This window comes from Collinsella sp. AF20-14LB (assembly GCF_003459505.1).
GTDB lineage: Bacteria > Actinomycetota > Coriobacteriia > Coriobacteriales > Coriobacteriaceae > Collinsella.
Window position 1 is genome coordinate 30894 of the sequence record NZ_QRWD01000012.1, and the last position, 15919, is coordinate 46812.

General features: G+C 61.5%; 12 protein-coding genes. 7 read left to right on the top strand and 5 right to left on the bottom strand.

Going from position 1 to position 15919, the window contains the following annotated elements; translation table 11 throughout:
• Positions 1–173: 173 nt before the first annotated feature.
• A complete protein-coding gene (locus DWX63_RS07240; RefSeq protein WP_117843252.1) occupies positions 174–503 on the bottom strand; it encodes a TIGR04076 family protein in 330 nt (109 codons plus the stop codon).
• Positions 496–1320: a PfkB family carbohydrate kinase gene (locus tag DWX63_RS07245; RefSeq protein WP_117843253.1), complete on the bottom strand. Its 825-nt coding sequence runs from the start codon at positions 1318–1320 to the stop codon at positions 496–498. Before DWX63_RS07245 ends, DWX63_RS07240 begins: the two co-directional genes overlap by 8 nt.
• A 560-nt stretch (positions 1321–1880) precedes the next feature.
• Between DWX63_RS07245 and DWX63_RS07250 the strand changes: the two genes are divergently transcribed.
• From DWX63_RS07250 to DWX63_RS07260, 3 genes are read left to right on the top strand one after another with little or no spacing between them, the layout of a single operon-like run.
• On the top strand, positions 1881–2387 hold the full coding sequence (locus DWX63_RS07250; protein ID WP_117843254.1) for a MarR family winged helix-turn-helix transcriptional regulator: 507 nt from the start codon (positions 1881–1883) through the stop codon (positions 2385–2387).
• On the top strand, positions 2380–4194 hold the full coding sequence (locus tag DWX63_RS07255) for an ABC transporter ATP-binding protein (protein WP_117843255.1): 1815 nt from the start codon (positions 2380–2382) through the stop codon (positions 4192–4194). Before DWX63_RS07250 ends, DWX63_RS07255 begins: the two co-directional genes overlap by 8 nt.
• Complete coding sequence (locus DWX63_RS07260; RefSeq protein WP_117806668.1) at positions 4187–6106, top strand: ABC transporter ATP-binding protein; 1920 nt, start codon at positions 4187–4189, stop codon at positions 6104–6106. The genes DWX63_RS07255 and DWX63_RS07260 overlap by 8 nt, the downstream gene beginning before the upstream one ends.
• A 204-nt stretch (positions 6107–6310) precedes the next feature.
• Here DWX63_RS07260 and DWX63_RS07265 read toward each other — a convergent pair whose 3' ends face one another.
• A complete protein-coding gene (locus DWX63_RS07265) occupies positions 6311–7189 on the bottom strand; it encodes a LysR family transcriptional regulator (protein ID WP_233514502.1) in 879 nt (292 codons plus the stop codon).
• Between the two features lie 233 nt (positions 7190–7422).
• On the opposite strand from DWX63_RS07265, the gene DWX63_RS07270 reads away from it, so the two are divergent.
• The 4 genes from DWX63_RS07270 to DWX63_RS07285 all read left to right on the top strand — a co-directional run bounded on the left by DWX63_RS07270 (position 7423) and on the right by DWX63_RS07285 (position 13304).
• Positions 7423–8304, top strand: coding sequence for an SDR family NAD(P)-dependent oxidoreductase (locus tag DWX63_RS07270; RefSeq protein ID WP_117843256.1), 882 nt, complete (start codon positions 7423–7425; stop codon positions 8302–8304).
• A gap of 66 nt (positions 8305–8370) precedes the next feature.
• Positions 8371–9627 carry an MFS transporter gene (locus DWX63_RS07275; RefSeq protein WP_117843257.1) on the top strand — a complete coding sequence of 419 codons (1257 nt, stop codon included), beginning with the start codon at positions 8371–8373 and terminating at the stop codon, positions 9625–9627.
• Between the two features lie 69 nt (positions 9628–9696).
• Entirely contained in the window at positions 9697–10737 is a 1041-nt protein-coding gene (locus tag DWX63_RS07280; protein ID WP_117843258.1) for a Gfo/Idh/MocA family protein, read from the top strand.
• Positions 10738–11156: 419 nt separating this feature from the next.
• Positions 11157–13304 carry a Tex family protein gene (locus tag DWX63_RS07285; protein ID WP_117843259.1) on the top strand — a complete coding sequence of 716 codons (2148 nt, stop codon included), beginning with the start codon at positions 11157–11159 and terminating at the stop codon, positions 13302–13304.
• Between the two features lie 884 nt (positions 13305–14188).
• On the opposite strand, the gene DWX63_RS07290 is transcribed toward DWX63_RS07285, so the two are convergent.
• The gene (locus DWX63_RS07290) at positions 14189–14893 is read right to left on the bottom strand and encodes a transaldolase (protein WP_199411145.1); all 705 of its coding nucleotides are present in this window, start codon (positions 14891–14893) and stop codon (positions 14189–14191) included.
• Between the two features lie 193 nt (positions 14894–15086).
• Positions 15087–15914: an HAD hydrolase family protein gene (locus DWX63_RS07295; RefSeq protein ID WP_158559637.1), complete on the bottom strand. Its 828-nt coding sequence runs from the start codon at positions 15912–15914 to the stop codon at positions 15087–15089.
• Positions 15915–15919 lie beyond the last annotated feature (5 nt).

The following is a 15919-nucleotide window of genomic DNA, read 5'->3' on the forward strand; positions in this document are numbered from 1 at the left end:
ACCTTACTCGCGCACAGCACAACGACGACAACGCCTAAGCATAGGCATAAGCGAAGTCGGAATTCCCATATACAAATCGAGCGTGGTTTTTCTCCCACTTTGAGCGTTCAAGTGCGCTCTAAACGGGAGAAAATCCACGCTCATTTTCTCGGCGGGAGATAATCCACGCTCAACTACTCGTCGACGATCTCGGCAAGCCAGACGTTCAGAGTATCGACCTCGGGGCAGCAGAACTTTGCCGTACCGGGCTCGTTTCCAGGCACGGTTCCGCCGTAGCGCAGGATATCGATATAGGGAAAGCCCACGTGGCAGGCCATGGAGCACATCTTGCTGCGATCGCGGTCGAAGTCAAAAACGTCGCCCGGCTTGTGACCGTGGTGGCAGCGGCACGTCCCCAGCTGGTCCACGCAGCTCACGCGGATACGCGGCCGCTTGCCACGCGGCGCGCCGAGCGGCCTGTTCTCGCCCGCAGGCTTGACGCCGTCCTCGCCAGCATTACTCATGGTCAATCACATCCAGGCAGGCCTCGATGGGAAGGCCAGCCGACTTGTCCTCTTGGTCGGCATTGCGCTCGATAAGCTCAGCCACCACACGCATGGCATCGGACGTCGCGCGCTGCAGACTCCAACCTGCCATAACGCGGCCGACGAGCACCGCCGAAAACGTGTCGCCCGTGCCCGGGAAATAGACCGGAATGAGCTCAAAGGGAATCGTGAAGTACTCCCCCGCCACATGGTCGTAACCGATAACCGCGTTCGTGCCATTGACCACGGCGCTCGTAATGACCACCGACTTGGCACCCAGCTCGCGCACGGCGTCCACAAGGGCGCGGGCCTCATCGGGCGTGATCTGTTCTGCAATAGGCGTATCGGTGAGCAGACAGGCCTCGGTGTAGTTGGGCACCGCGTAGTCTGCGCACTCCAGCAGGTGCCGCATAAGGCCAATCGTGGACTCGGGCACACCGGCATAGAGCTTGCCGTTGTCGCCCATGATGGGGTCGACGAACACCTTGGTGCCCTTTTGCGCACGGCGGTGGCAAAAGTCCGAGATGATGCGCGTCTCTTCCTCGGTCACGATAAAGCCGGTCGAGATGGCGTCGAACTCAAAGCCGAGCTCCTCCCAGATAGCAAGGCTTTGGCGCACGTACTCGGTGGTGTCGTGGATGTAGAACTTGGGGTAGTTGAGCGTATCGGAAACGAGGGCCGTCGGCAGGTTGTGGATGCGATAGCCCATGTGCGACAGCACTGGCAGCATGGCAGAAAGCGCGACCTTGCCGTAACCGCACATATCGTTAATCAGCAGCAGCTGAGTATTCTTCATGAGGGTCTCCCTTGGTTCGGGCACGGCGCAGCAGCGCCACAGTGCGACTAAGTGTAGCGCAGGAGGCGTTGTGGGCGGGCGGTGGCGCCGTGGAGGTCAAATTGTTGCGGAAAGGTTTCGGAAATGGGGGCTGTTTGCTCCATAGCGGCCTAGTTGATGCTACTCATATAGCGCCATTTCAAAACTATGCCTATTTACTACGTTTAACCGCCCGCCTCCAACCACAACGAATTTCTCTCCAACAAAACCGCAGGTAGATAGTTTGCGTTTTTTCAGAAACAGCTGTTGTGGTCAGCGATGCTGGATTCATCGTAGTAATTAGGCATAGTTTTTGGCAAGGCCGCTTCGAAAGGCATCATCGCAGCCCAAAACGATACCTTTTCCTTCGTCCCCAAGGGATCAGATTGCCGCTTAGGAGCGTTTGCAGCGTCGAGCGGTTACGGCGTTTGGTAAAACGCCGTAACTTAATAAGTTTGGTACCTTGACATTTATTTCTTGCACTCCTAAATTAGTTAGGCACAAAACAATTGCACTACCTAACTAAAGAAAGGAGCGACACCATGTGCGATGACCACATCGGCCTCTGCCCCCACACGCCGGGCGGCGACCCCCATGAACCCGCAGATGCGCCCGCGGCACAGTCCCAATCAGACGCGCTCGCCAAGCACATCCTAAACGGGCTGGGCTTCTGCGGCCACTTTCTGCACTTTCACGGCGGCGGCGCCTCGGGAAAGGCCCCCATCGTCTGCTTGCTCGCCAAGCAGCCAAACGGCGAGATGTCACAGCAGGAACTAGGCCTGCACTTTGATCTTAAGCCCGGTTCGCTTTCCGAGATTCTCTCCAAGATCGAATGCGCCGGCCTTATCGAGCGCAGCCGCAATCCCAAAGACCGGCGGCAGCTCACCATTCGCCTGACCGAAGCGGGATGGGAAAAGGCCCACGTAGAGCAGGCAGCCCGCATCCGCTTTAGAGAACGGGCCTTTAGCGCGCTCACCCACGACGAGCGCGAGGACCTCGCCGAAATGCTCGATAAAATCCGCGTAACCTGGGAGGAACTGGATGATTAAAACCCTCATGGGCAGCATCCGCGACTATATGAAAGTCACCGTTGCTACGCCGTTGCTTGTGCTTGGCGAGGTGCTCTGCGAGATGCTGATTCCATTTATCACTGCCAACCTGATCGACGCCATCAAAGACGGCGCCACCGTAGCCGAGATGCTTCCCACCGCAGGCTTTTTGGTGCTCATCGCGCTGACGTCGCTTGCTTTTGGTGCCGCTGCCGGCGTCACCTGCAGCCATGCGAGCTGCGGGTTCGCCAAGAACCTGCGTCACGACCTGTTCTACAAGATCCAGACGTTCAGCTTTGCCAACATCGATGAGTTCTCGAGCTCCTCGCTCGTCACGCGCCTGACCACCGATATCAACAACGTGCAGCAGGCCTTTATGATGATCATCCGTATCGCCGTGCGCGCGCCGCTGGTATTGATCTTCGCCTTTACCATGGCGTTTATCATGGGCGGCAGCGTCGCCATGGTCTACCTGGTCATCATTCCGCTGCTGGGCTTTGGACTGTTCTTTATCATCTTTAAGGTGCGCCCCATCTTCTCGCGCGTGTTCCACAAGTACGATGCCCTTAACGAGTCCGTCGAGGAAAACGTCACCGGCATGCGCGTGGTCAAGAGCTATGTGCGCGAAGACTTTGAGAAGGAGAAGTTCGCGACCGCCGCGCGCGACGTCCAGATGGACTTCACCCGCGCCGAGAAGCTGCTCGCCTTTAACAACCCCATGATGAACATCTGCGTCAACGGCGCGTTTGTCGTCATCATCTACCTGGGCTCCAAGCTCATCATCACGAGCCAGGGCACGCTGTTCGACGTGGGCCAGCTCTCCTCGACCTTTACCTATGGTTTCCAGATTCTCATGAGCCTGATGCAGCTGTCGATGATCTTTGTCATGGTGACCATGGCCGACGAATCGGCACACCGCATTGCCGAGGTGCTGGCCGCCGAGCCCACGATCGCCGATCCCGCCGAGCCCGTGCTCGAGGTTGCCGACGGTTCCATCGACTTTGACCACGTGAGCTTTAAGTATTCCAAGCATGCGAAGCGCCAGGCGCTCGACGATATCGACCTGCACATTACGAGCGGCGAGACCATCGGCATCATCGGCGGCACCGGCTCGGCCAAGTCCACGCTCGTTAACCTCATCGCCCGCCTGTACGACACCACCGAAGGCGCTGTGCGCGTGGGCGGCGTGGACGTGCGCGACTACGACCTGGACGCACTGCGCCACCAGGTCGCCATGGTGCTGCAGAAAAACGTGCTGTTTAGCGGCACCATCGCCGAGAATCTGCGCTGGGGCGACCCGAACGCCACCGACGAGGAAGTCCGCGAGGCGGCACATCTGGCCTGCGCCGATGAGTTTGTCGACGGCTTCCCCAAGGGCTACGACACCTGGATCGAACAGGGCGGCTCTAATGTTTCGGGCGGTCAGAAGCAGCGCCTGTGCATTGCACGCGCCCTGCTGCGTCGCCCCAAGATCTTGATCCTGGACGACTCCACCAGCGCCGTCGACACCAAGACCGACGCTAAGATCCGCGCAGGGCTGGCAAGCTATCTGCCCAACACGACCAAGATCATCATCGCCCAGCGCATCAGCTCCGTGCAGGACGCAGACCGCATCATTGTCATGGAGGGCGGCCGCATCGCACAGATCGGCAACCACGAAGAGCTGCTCAAGACGAGTGAGATCTACCGAGAGACCTTTACCTCGCAAAACAAGATGTCTGCCGAGGGCGAAGGGGCCGTCGAGGCCGACACCGAGGCATCCGCAACGCAAGCTCAGACCCAGGAAGGAGGCGAGGCACATGAGTAAGGCAACGACCGCCGAGCGCGCGCTCAACCGTAAGGGCGGCACCATGTCGCGCCTCATCAAGACGCTCTTTGGCTTCTATCCCGTGCTTTTGCCCCTTGTCGTCGCCGGCGTGGTGCTCTGCGCCATCATCAACTCCATCGGCGCGACCTTCCTGCAGAGCGCCCTGCAGATTATTAGCGAATCGTGGCAGTCGGGCGATTGGGAAGCCGCACAGCCCAAGATTCTGCAGCTCGTGACCACCCTCGCCTGCATCTACGGCGTCGGTGTCCTGTCCTCGCTCTTCTGGAACCGCGCCATGGCTATCGTCACGCAGGGCTCGCTCGAGAAGCTGCGCGAGATGATGTTCAACCGCATGCAGGACCTGCCGATCCGCTACTTCGACACGCACCAGCGCGGCGATATCATGAGCCACTACACCAACGACATCGATACGCTGCGCCAGATGATCAGTCAGTCGCTGCCCAACCTGCTCATGACGATCATCATCATCGTCACGGTGTTCTTTATCATGCTGTACTACAGCGTGTGGATGTGCCTGGTCATCATCGCCGGCGTCGCCTTTATGACCTTTATGACCAAGCTGCTCGGCTCCAATTCCGCGCGTTTCTTCATTGCGCAGCAGACCGAGCTCGGCGTGGTCGAGGGCCATATCGAGGAAGTCATGAACGGTCAGAAGGTCGTCAAGGCGTTCTGCCACGAGTCTGCCGCCGAGGCCGATTTTGACGAGCGCAACGAAAAGCTCTTCGAGGTCTCACAGAAGGCCAACATGTACGCCAACATCCTCATGCCCATCCTTATGAACCTGGGCAACTTGCTCTACGTGCTGGTGGCCCTTGCCGGCGGCATTTTCCTGGCGCTGGGCGTGCCCAACCTGAGCATCTCGGGCATGGCGCTGTCGATCGCCGTCGTGGTGCCGTTCCTCAACATGACCAAGCAGTTCTGCGGACAGATCGGCCAGATCTCGCAGCAGATCAACGCCGTGGTCATGGGCCTCGCCGGCGCCGACCGTATCTTTGAGCTCATCGACGAGAAGCCCGAAGCCGACGAAGGCTATGTGACGCTCGTCAACGCGCAGGTCAACCCCGATACCTGGCAGCTCGAGGAGGCTGACCACCACACCGGCATGTGGGCGTGGAAACATCCGCACCGCGCAACCGGCGAGATCGAGTACGTGCCGCTGCGTGGCGACCTGGTCATGGACAACGTCGACTTTGGCTACACGCCCGACCACGAAGTGCTGCACGGCGTGTCCGTGTTTGCCAAGCCGGGCCAGAAAGTCGCGTTTGTCGGCGCCACCGGTGCGGGCAAGACGACCATCACCAACCTCATCAACCGCTTCTATGACATTGCCGACGGCAAGATTCGCTACGACGGCATCAACGTCAACAAGATCCGCAAGGCCGACCTGCGCCGAAGCCTGGGCGTCGTGCTGCAGGACGTGAACCTGTTCACCGGCACCGTGATGGATAACATCCGCTACGGCAACCTGGATGCCACCGACGAGGAGTGCATCGCGGCGGCCAAGCTCGCGGGCGCGGACGACTTTATCACCCGCCTGCCCGACGGCTACGACACCATGCTCACCGGCAACGGCGCCCAGCTGTCGCAGGGCCAGCGCCAGCTGATTTCGATCGCCCGCGCCGCCGTCGCCGATCCGCCGGCAATGATTCTGGACGAGGCAACGTCGAGCATCGACACCCGCACCGAGGCCATCGTTCAGGCGGGCATGGATAAGCTCATGGAGGGCCGCACGACGTTTGTCATCGCGCACCGCCTGTCCACCGTACGTAACTCCGATGCGATCATCTGTCTGGACCACGGCCGCATCATCGAGCGCGGCAACCACGACGAGCTGATCGCCAAGCGCGGATATTACTACCAGCTCTACACGGGTGCGTTTGAGCTGGAGTAGGAACGATTACTGACGGAGGGTTCCCCGGGGCGGCGGGGTAATTCCTCCGTGCTCAAACATTCTCGCTGCGCTGCGAAACTGCGCGCGGAGGAAATACACCGCCGTCCACGGGGCACCCTCCTACGCGTGATCAGCCCGTCGTTTAAAACGGAATAAAGGTTAGTGAGGCCCTGGCCGTTTGGCCAGGGCCTCGTTTTGTGTGAGCTACTTGAGGAGTTGGGCAATGGCGTTGACGAATTTTTGGACTTGGAGGGTGGGCTCGAGCGGGTAGTGCAAATAGACCGGCACCTCGCGGCCGCACAAAAACGGTACGCCCACAAAGGCCGGGTGCACGCCCGACCACGCTCCGCAGGTGAGCACCGCGTCGCCCTTTTCCTCCGCCTCGTTAAAAAGCGCAAAGTCAAAGCTGTCCACGTCGATCACGTCCACGCCGCCGTCGGCCAAAAGATCGATACGCAGGCTGTCCATGGCGTCGTTGCCGTGACGAAGCACGCGCAGGCGCATACCCTCCAGGTCGGCAACCGTGATGCGCGTCTTGCGCGCGAGTCGGCTTGTGCGCGGCACGTCGATATAAAACGGCACGGTAACGATGCGAAGCTTTTGGCAGGCGTCTCCCCAGCGCGGGGTCGAAAAACTCGACTGCACCACGTCGACCTCGCGTCCCAGACTGCGCATAACGGTCTCGTGCTCATCGTAAAGGTCCCCCACCGGCACAATCTCAAAACGCAAACGCGGTTCCATGTCGTGCAGCTGCGGCCATAGCGCGAGTGTATGGCGCCCCGGGCACATCATCGACACACCCAGGCGCACGGCGCCGCCATCGCCCGCCGCGCGTCGGGCACGACGCAGTGCGTCCTCGGACTGGCGCATGATCGAGCGCGCGTCGTCCACCAGCAGAGCACCCGCCGGCGTCACCTTGACGCCCGAATGCGAGCGCTCGAACAGCGTGATGCCGAACTCGGCCTCGAAGCCCGAAACCTGCTTGACGAGTGCCGGCGTCGACACGCGCAGCTTTGCCGCGGCACGCGAGAAACTTCCCAGCTCCGCGGCGGCCGAAATAGCGTCAAGTCGTCGATCGTACACGTCAATCTCCCGTTTTCGCACGCGCGGGCCCACAGCACCGCAGGGGGTCGTTTTCGCAGGTCACGCGCTCAATTGAGAACAAACCTCAATGTACAGTGTAAACCTACGGTTAACGTCATTCTAACAAATATGCAATTCACCTGCGCGAACGCTAAGCATACGATAACCAGCGAAAACCACGTGGGTCGGTTAATGGGAGCGACCCACCGGGAGGCACAAGAAGGGAAGTTCCTATGAGCAACTGGCTTAAGCTCGAGGGCGATGTCTGCGCCGTGACCGGCGCACTCGGCGGTATGGGCGTCGAGATTTGCCGCGAGTTCGCCCGCAACGGCGCCAACGTCGTCCTGCTCGATCTGGACGAGGAAAAGGTCAAGGCCGCAGCCGCTGACCTCGCCGCTGAGTTTGGCATCCACGCCGAGGGCTACAAGATGAACGCCACCGACGAGGCCGAGGTTCAGGCCGCCGTCGATGCCACCATCGCCAACTTCGGCCGTGTCGACGTCCTCGTCAACACCGCCGGTATCCTGCGCTTCGCCGCCATGGAGGACCTGCCGCTCTCCGACTGGAACGAGGTCATCAACGTCAACCTCACCGGCTACTTCATCACCTCGCAGCGCTTTGGTCGCGAGATGATCAAGGCCGGCCAGGGCCGCCTGGTGCACATCTCCACCGTCGCCAGCCACTCCCCCGAGACGTTCTCGGGCGTGTACAGCTCCACCAAGGCCGGCGTCAACATGATGTCCAAGATGCTCGCCGCCGAGTGGGGCCCCTACGGCGTGCGCTCCAACTGCGTCGAGCCCTGCTTCGTTAAGACCCCGATGTCGGCCAACTTCTACGCCGACCCCGAGGTCGAGAAGAGCCGCAGCCGCCTGATCGCCACGCGCCGCATCGGCGAGGTCAGCGATATCGCCAACGCCGTCATGTTCCTGGCGTCCACGCGCTCGGACTTTACCACCGGCGACGCCATCAAGGTCGACGGCGGCTTCTCCAATATGATGGGCGACCTCACCGCCAAGCCCGGCGGCCGTCGCGCATACGCCGACAACTACCTTAAGAACAAGGGTGTCGAGCTTTGGTCCGACGAGTCCGGCGTCGCAAAGCCGACCGATCAGTAAACCAGCCCGACTGGGAGGCCCCGCGGACGCGCCCCTCCCTCCCCCGTATCGATTAGAAAGAGTCCAATGGCTTCCACCAACTCCAATAAGGGTCGCGCCGTCGTGCTTTCTGCCGCGTGCGTCACCATGTTCTTCATCAGCTCCATCGCGCTGTACTCCGTCGTGTCCAAGAATCTGCTCGCCGTCTACCCCGAGTGGTCCAGCGCACTTACCTGGGCTTTCCCGGTCTTCCAGACCATCATGGCCGTGACGGGCATCTTCGCCGGCCGTATCTCCGACAAGATCGGCCCCCGCAACGTCGTGATCGCCGCCGCCGTGTGCTACGGCGTGGGCTGGTTCATGTCCGGCACCGTCACCGAGCCGTGGCAGTTCTACCTGTGGTTCTCGCTCGTCGCCGCCATCGGCAACGGTCTGGGTTACAACCCCGCGCTCACCACCGGCCAAAAGTGGTTCATCGACAAGAAGGGTCTCGCCTCCGGCATCACCCTTGCCGCTTCGACCGCCGGCCCCGCCGTGCTGTCCCCGGTGCTCGCCTCACTGCTCATCCCGAGCCTGGGCATCTTTGGCGCCCTCAAGGCACTCGGCGTCATCTTCTTTGTGACGATCGCCGCCTCCGCCCTGTTCCTGAAGGCCCCCGAGGCCGGCTGGCTGCCCGAGGGCTTCGAGGCCCCCAAGGGCGGAGCGCACGCCGGCACCTTCGGTGACCTCACTCCGGGCGAGATGGTCAAGACCCCGCGCTTCTGGGTCCTCATCGTCACCTTCGCCTTTGCCGCCACCGCGGGTACCCTGCTCGTAGGCAAGGTTGCCTCCATCGCCGCCGTCCAGCTCTTCGCCGACCCCACGAGCGCCGCAGCTGTCGCCCTCGGCGGCGTGGTGGTCTCCGTCAACACCTGCGCCAACCTGGTCGGTCGCCTGTCCTTTGGTCAGATCATCGACAAGCTCGGCGCCTATAAGTCGCTGCTCATCAGCCTTGTCGTCACCATCGTCGCGCTCGTCATCATGTCGATGAGCTTTACGCAGAGCATGTTCTTTGTGGCACTCGCCCTGCTCGGCTTTAGCTTTGGCGCCCTGCTCGTCATCTACCCGCCGCTCACTGGTGGCGCCTTTGGCACCAGCAACATCGGCGTCAACTACGGCATCATGTTCCTGGGCTATGCCGCTTCCACCTGGATCAGCCAGCCCATCACCGCCGTGCTGTATCACGCCGAGGCCGGCAGCGCCGCCTACCAGCAGTCCTTCTACGGCGCCATCGTGATCGCCGCCACCGCCGTCGTGCTCACCGTCTATATGATGGTCTCCGACAGCAAGAAGAAGTCCGCTTAGTCGTATCGATGTGACAAAGGGACAGCCCCTTTGTCACATTCGGCAGCCACCAATTATTAAGGAGTCGAAATGTCTGAGCTCAACCCCGTCCGCATTGCCGTTATCGGCGCCGGCGCCATGGGCCGCAACCACATCCGCTTTGTCACCGAGGAGCCCGAGGCCGAGCTCGTCGCCATCGCCGACGCCTTTGAGGGCGCCCGCGCCACGGCCGAGTCCGCCGGCGTGCCGTTTTACACCGATCCTGCCCAGATGATGGACGAGGTCAAGCCCGAGGCCGTCATTATCGCCACCCCCAACGACCTGCACCTGGGCGTTGCCCGCGAGGCTGTGAAGCGCAACATCGTGCCGCTGGTCGAAAAGCCGATCTCCAACGATCTCGAGGATGCCCAGGCCTTCGCCGCCGAGGCCGAGACCGCCGGCGTGCCCGTGCTCGTGGGCCAGCACCGTCGCCACAACCCGTTTGTGAACAAGGCCAAGGAGATCATCGAGTCCGGCGAGCTGGGCAAGCTCACCGTGTCGAGCTTCCACTATATGATCTATAAGAACGACGAGTACTTCGATGTCGAGTGGCGCCGCAAGAAGGGTGCCGGCCCGATCCTGGTTAACCTGGTTCACGACGTCGACCTGCTCCGCTATCTGCTGGGCGAGCCCGTTGCCGTCCAGGGTATGCAGTCCAGCGCCGCCCGCGGTTTTGAGACCGAGGACTCCGCCGTGGTCAACGTTCGCTTTGCCGATGGCGCGCTCGCGAGCATGACCATCTCCGACGCCACCGCCAGCCCCTGGAACTGGGAGGCGACTGCTCGCGAGGACCCGCAGTACCGCCCCTTCGACGCCGATGCCTACTTTATCGGTGGCACCAAGGGCGCACTGTCGCTGCCCCGCCTGCACCAGTTCTCCTACGACGGCGCCTCCAACTGGCACAAGCCGCTGCAGATGGAGATTCCGGCCGTCGACCCGGCACTGCCGCACAAGATGCAGCTCAAGCACTTTGTGAAGGTCGTCCGCCGCGAGGTCGAGCCCGTCGTGACCCCCGCCGACAACGTTAAGACGCTCACGCTGCTTAACGCCATCAAGGAGGCCGCCGAGACCGGCCAGCTCGTCGAGCTGTAATGCCTTAAGAGCGGCCGCGGCAGAAACCCCATGCCGAGTCCCTCGGTCCGTCACAAATAAGCCCCTCTTCTTTGCCCCGCGAGCAGCCTCCTGCCCGCGGGGCATTTTGCTACCTTGCCGACGATTTTTCTGGAGCAGGAGCCATTTTGTACCTCAGATTGATTCGTTCGCCACGAAATGGGCCTATCTACTACGTTTAACCGATTGCCCTCAACCATGCCAAATTTCGAGAAATAAAAACCGCAGGTAGACAGGTTGCGCGTTCTCGGAAAACCGGGGATGGTCGACCCATACGGTTCAAACGTAGTAGATAGGCCGCTTTCGTGGTCCCGCGCCAAAACAGTCTTTTTTGAGCGAAGTGGCAGGTGGTATCCTTGGTAGCTCTGTGCTGCAAACGCACCTCAAACGCAAGGAGTCCCATGGATCTTATCGCCCAGCTCGCGCGCGAGCTCAACCTTAAGGCCGCCAACGTCGAGGCGGCCGTCAAGCTCATCGACGAGGGAAACACCATTCCCTTTATCTCGCGCTACCGCAAGGAAGCCACGGGCGGCATGGACGATGTCGCCCTGCGCGCGCTCGACGAGCGCCTGTCCTACCTGCGTAATCTTGAGCAGCGCAAAGAGGACGTCATTCTGCTCATCGGCGCCCAGGGCAAACTCACGCCCGAACTCGAGCAACAGATTCGCGAGGCCACACAGCTCCAGCGTGTCGAGGACCTCTACAAGCCCTACCGCAAAAAGCGCATGACCCGCGCGCAGAAGGCACGCGAGGCCGGCCTGGAGCCGCTCGCCAACATGATCATCATGCAGGCCTCGGCCAAGGGCAGCGCACTCGACGCCGCCGCGGCATACGTCAACGAGGAGGCCGGCTTCGACACGCCCGAGAAGGCGCTCGCCGGCGCCGCCGACATCGTGGCCGAGACGGTGGCCGAGGACCCCGAGAACGTCGCCGACCTGCGCGCCTTTACGCAAAACACCGCCGACATCGTCGTCGAGGCCACCGACCCCGCCGAGAAGACCCCCTACGAGCCGTACTACAGCTATGATGAGCCGCTGCGTCGCATCCCCAACCACCGTGTACTGGCTATCGACCGCGGTGAGCGTGAGGGCAAGCTCCGCGTGCGCGTGAACGTCGACGGCGCTGCCGCTACGGCACGCCTCGGCAGCCGCTGGCCCCGTCGCCAGGGCGTGTTTGCTCCCGTCTTTGACGCCGCCATCGCCGATGGCTACAAGCGCCTCATGGCCCCCTCGCTGGAGCGCGAGGCCCGCGCCAAACTCACCGTTCGTGCCCAGACCGAGGCCATCAACGTCTTTGCCAAGAATCTCGAGGGCTTGCTCTCGGCGCGCCCCGTGCGCGGCGCCCGCGTGCTCGCGCTCGATCCGGGCTACCGCACCGGCTGCAAGGTCGCCGTCATGGACGAGACCGGCAAGCTACTCGACCACGGCGTGGTCTATCCCACCAAGCCGCGCCACGACGTCGCCGGCACCAAGCGCGAGCTCGCCCGCCTCGTCAAGAAGGACGGCGTCAACACCATCGTCATCGGCAACGGCACCGCCAGCCGCGAGACCGAGGAAGTCGTCTCGGAGTTCATTACCGAGCAGGCGCCCAGCCTTCGCTACACCATCGTCAACGAAGCCGGCGCGTCGGTGTACTCGGCCTCCGAGCTCGCGAGCCAAGAGTATCCCGACCTGGACGTCACCGTGCGTGGCGCCATGAGCCTGGGCCGCCGTCTGCAAGACCCGCTGGCAGAGCTCGTCAAGATTCCGCCCCAGTCCATCGGCGTGGGCCAGTACCAGCACGACCTTGACCAGGCCGAGCTTTCGCGCACCCTGGGCCACGTGGTGGAAGACGTCGTCAACCGTGTGGGCGTCGACGTCAACACCGCGAGCGCAAGCCTGCTGGGCTACGTGTCGGGCATTACGCCAAGCGTAGCCAAAAACATCGTGGCCTACCGCGAGGAAAACGGCGCCTTTACCGATCGCCGCCAGCTCAAGAAGGTCCCCAAGCTGGGACCCAAGGCGTACCTCAACGCCGCGGGCTTCCTGCGCATCAGCGGCGGCAAAAACCCGCTCGACGCGACAAGCGTCCACCCCGAGAGCTACGAGGTGGCCACGTCCGTCCTAGAGCGCGCAGGCGTTAAAGCCAGCGAGCTCAGCCGCGGTGGCGTGCCCGACATCGAGCGCCGCCTGGGCAGCATCTCGGCGCTGGCAAGCGACCTGGACTGTGGCACCCTGACGCTCATCGACATTGTCAACGAGCTCAAGAAGCCCGGTCGCGACCCGCGCGACGACGCGCCCGAGGTGGTCTTTAGCCGCTCGGCACTTTCTATTGACGACCTGGAGCCCGGCATGGAGCTCAAGGGCACGGTGCGCAACGTCGTCGACTTTGGCGCCTTCGTCGACGTGGGCGTGCACCAGGACGGCCTCGTGCACATCTCCAAGCTGGCCAGCCGCTTCGTCAAGCACCCCAGCGACGTGGTGCGCGTCGGCGACACGGTGAAGGTATGGGTAGAAAAGGTCGATCGCGACCGCAAAAAGATCTCCCTCACCATGGTGCGGGGCAAATAAGCCGCTGCAGGCGCTCGGCGGGCCCCATTCCGCCGAGCGCCTCTCCTTCTAAAACGATTTGGCGATATCCCGAAGTGCGAGACGCCGTTTCCGCTAATCATCACCTGCAATTATTGAGATATTCGGCCTCGCTGGGCCGCGATAACACTTCTTCAAAGTGCAAGCTCAACAAATAGGCATCAGATATTCCACAAACGTCCCATATCTGCACCCGCAGAGGTGCGGTACGGGACGTTTTTCAGCCATATTGGCAATCTTGACGGCACTCTGAGGCCGAATATCTCGATTTCTGTTGGTGGGACACTTATGGGCACGAGCCGCAAAGACCTCGTTTGCCCGGTAGAGCTGTTCAACCACGTCAAGCATGAGATCTTGCATGCGCGGAACAAAGGATAATCGAAGGGTCTTGGGCGACTTGCGCGTCGCCCCGAACACATAGCCGGCAGGGTCCTTTGCCTTGGCGATGACTGCCAACTCGGGGCCGGATCGTTTTCGATACTTGATAGATATGGATTAGAAGATCATTAGATTACAGGTTGATCCATAATGCGGAACCGCGTTGTCCACGCGATGCCGTCGGAGCCCACGCCGCCGTCCGAGGTGACGCCGGCCGCGTAACACGAATCGTCATCCGGCGAACGAAGCCGCCAGTGGCACGCGGCGTTGCCATCCGAGCCCAGCCCCATTACTGCCCGAGACAGTTGGCGGGGTAGCACTGTCGACCCCCATCGGAATAAAGGTAGCGATTCAGCTCAGGACCTACCGACGGGTTCGTGTCGGCAGCCCCGGCCTTTTCTTTGCCTAGCGCGACCCTCGCGAAGCGCGTGAGCGATAGGGAAAGGAAAGGCCGGGGCGAACAACCCGCGGCGCAGCCAGTGTTCGCGTTACGGCAGGATATGGAAGCCTAGCGAGGCGATATCCTTGGCAAAACCGCGCACGGTATCGAGCGAGACCTCGTACGGATCGCGACCGATGTTCTTGCGCTTGGCCAGGATGCCGTTGGGCACCGTGATGATCTGACAGCCGCAGGCCTGCGCCTGGTAAATGTTGATAAGCTCGCGCGTGGACGCCCACAGGACCTCGCAGTTGGGCTTGGCGGCGGCCTTCTTGACCGACTCCGTCATAAACGGAATGGGATCGACACCCGTGTCGGCGATACGGCCGGCAAAGAGCGAGATGATGGACGGCGTCTCGGCGTCGACAGCGTCGACCATCTCGTCGACCTGCGCAGGCGTAAAGATGGTGGTGACGTTGACCTTAATGCCGTCGGCGGAAAGCTTGCGCACCAACTCGGCCGTGGACTCGCCCTTGGTGGTCACGCACGGAATCTTGACATAGACGTTCTCGGCCCAGGTAGCGATCTCGCGGGCCTCGATCTCCATGGTCTCGACGTCGTCGGCAAAGACCTCAAACGACACAGACACATCGGTGATATGGGCCAGGACCTCCTTGGCAAAGGCGCGGTAATCCGTCACGCCGCCCTTTTTCATAAGGGACGGGTTGGTCGTGAAACCCTGAACGTTGCCGTTCTCGTACATGTCGAGCATGCCCTCGAGGTTTGCACCGTCAGCGAACACCTTGATTGCCATCTGCCTGATTCCTTTCGCTTGCACACGGGCGTTAAACTGCTAAACACTTTACCTACGTTTATCAAGGCGTGAACTGCGGTTTTTTATCTTCTCGGCGAACGGTATAATCGCTTCAGTGTTTGGATTGATAAATCGATTGAGCATGCAAAAGCAAAGAGTCGCAGTTTGAGCAAACGTCAGAAGGCGAGATTCATTAGATGAGGCCGAAATGTTGCATCGCGGTGACGGTGCCGTCGTTCGCGACGTCGTCGGTCACGTAGTCGGCGACCGCCTTGACCTCGGGCATGGCGTTGCCCATGGCCACGGCCGTCTCGACCGCAGCGAGCATGCCCAGGTCGTTGCCCGAATCGCCAAAGCCAAAGGTGCGCGCGTTGCCGGTGCGACCCAGGTATTCCAGCGCTCGCGCCACGCCCACGCCCTTGTCGATGCCCTTGGGGCTCAGCTCGCGATTCTGGCCACCGGTGTTGCACAGCTCAAACTCGCGATCGATAAAGCCGTCATCGTTGGCTACGCGAGCCAGGTCGCTCGCGTTAATGCACACCTTGCCTACGCGCAAGCGGCCATCGACGCGCATCTGATCAACGCCATGCACCACGCCGGCGCCTAGCAGAAATGACTGTTCGACACCAACTGGCTCAAGTGAATAGGTGGCACCGTTCGTCTCGAACAACGCCTCACCGCCCGCCACAATAATGCGACGCGCAAGCTCCTCGACAATGCCCCCGTCAATGCAATCCTCGTGCACCACACGCCCCTCGACCTCGAGCGTGGCGCCCGCCATGGCCACGACACCCGCAGGGTCGAGCGCGCGCAGGCTGTCCGCAATCAGCCACAAGGGACGACCCGTGCAGATAAACGCCTTGTGCCCCGCATCGCGCAGGCGATGAAACGCCTCGATGACCGCCTGCGAGGGACGCACCGCCGAGAAGTCCTTATCGGTCATATCGTCGGGGTCGAACGACGTCAGCGTGCCGTCCACGTCAAAAAAGAGCACAGCGGAATCGGGGCACGCATCAATCATATGGG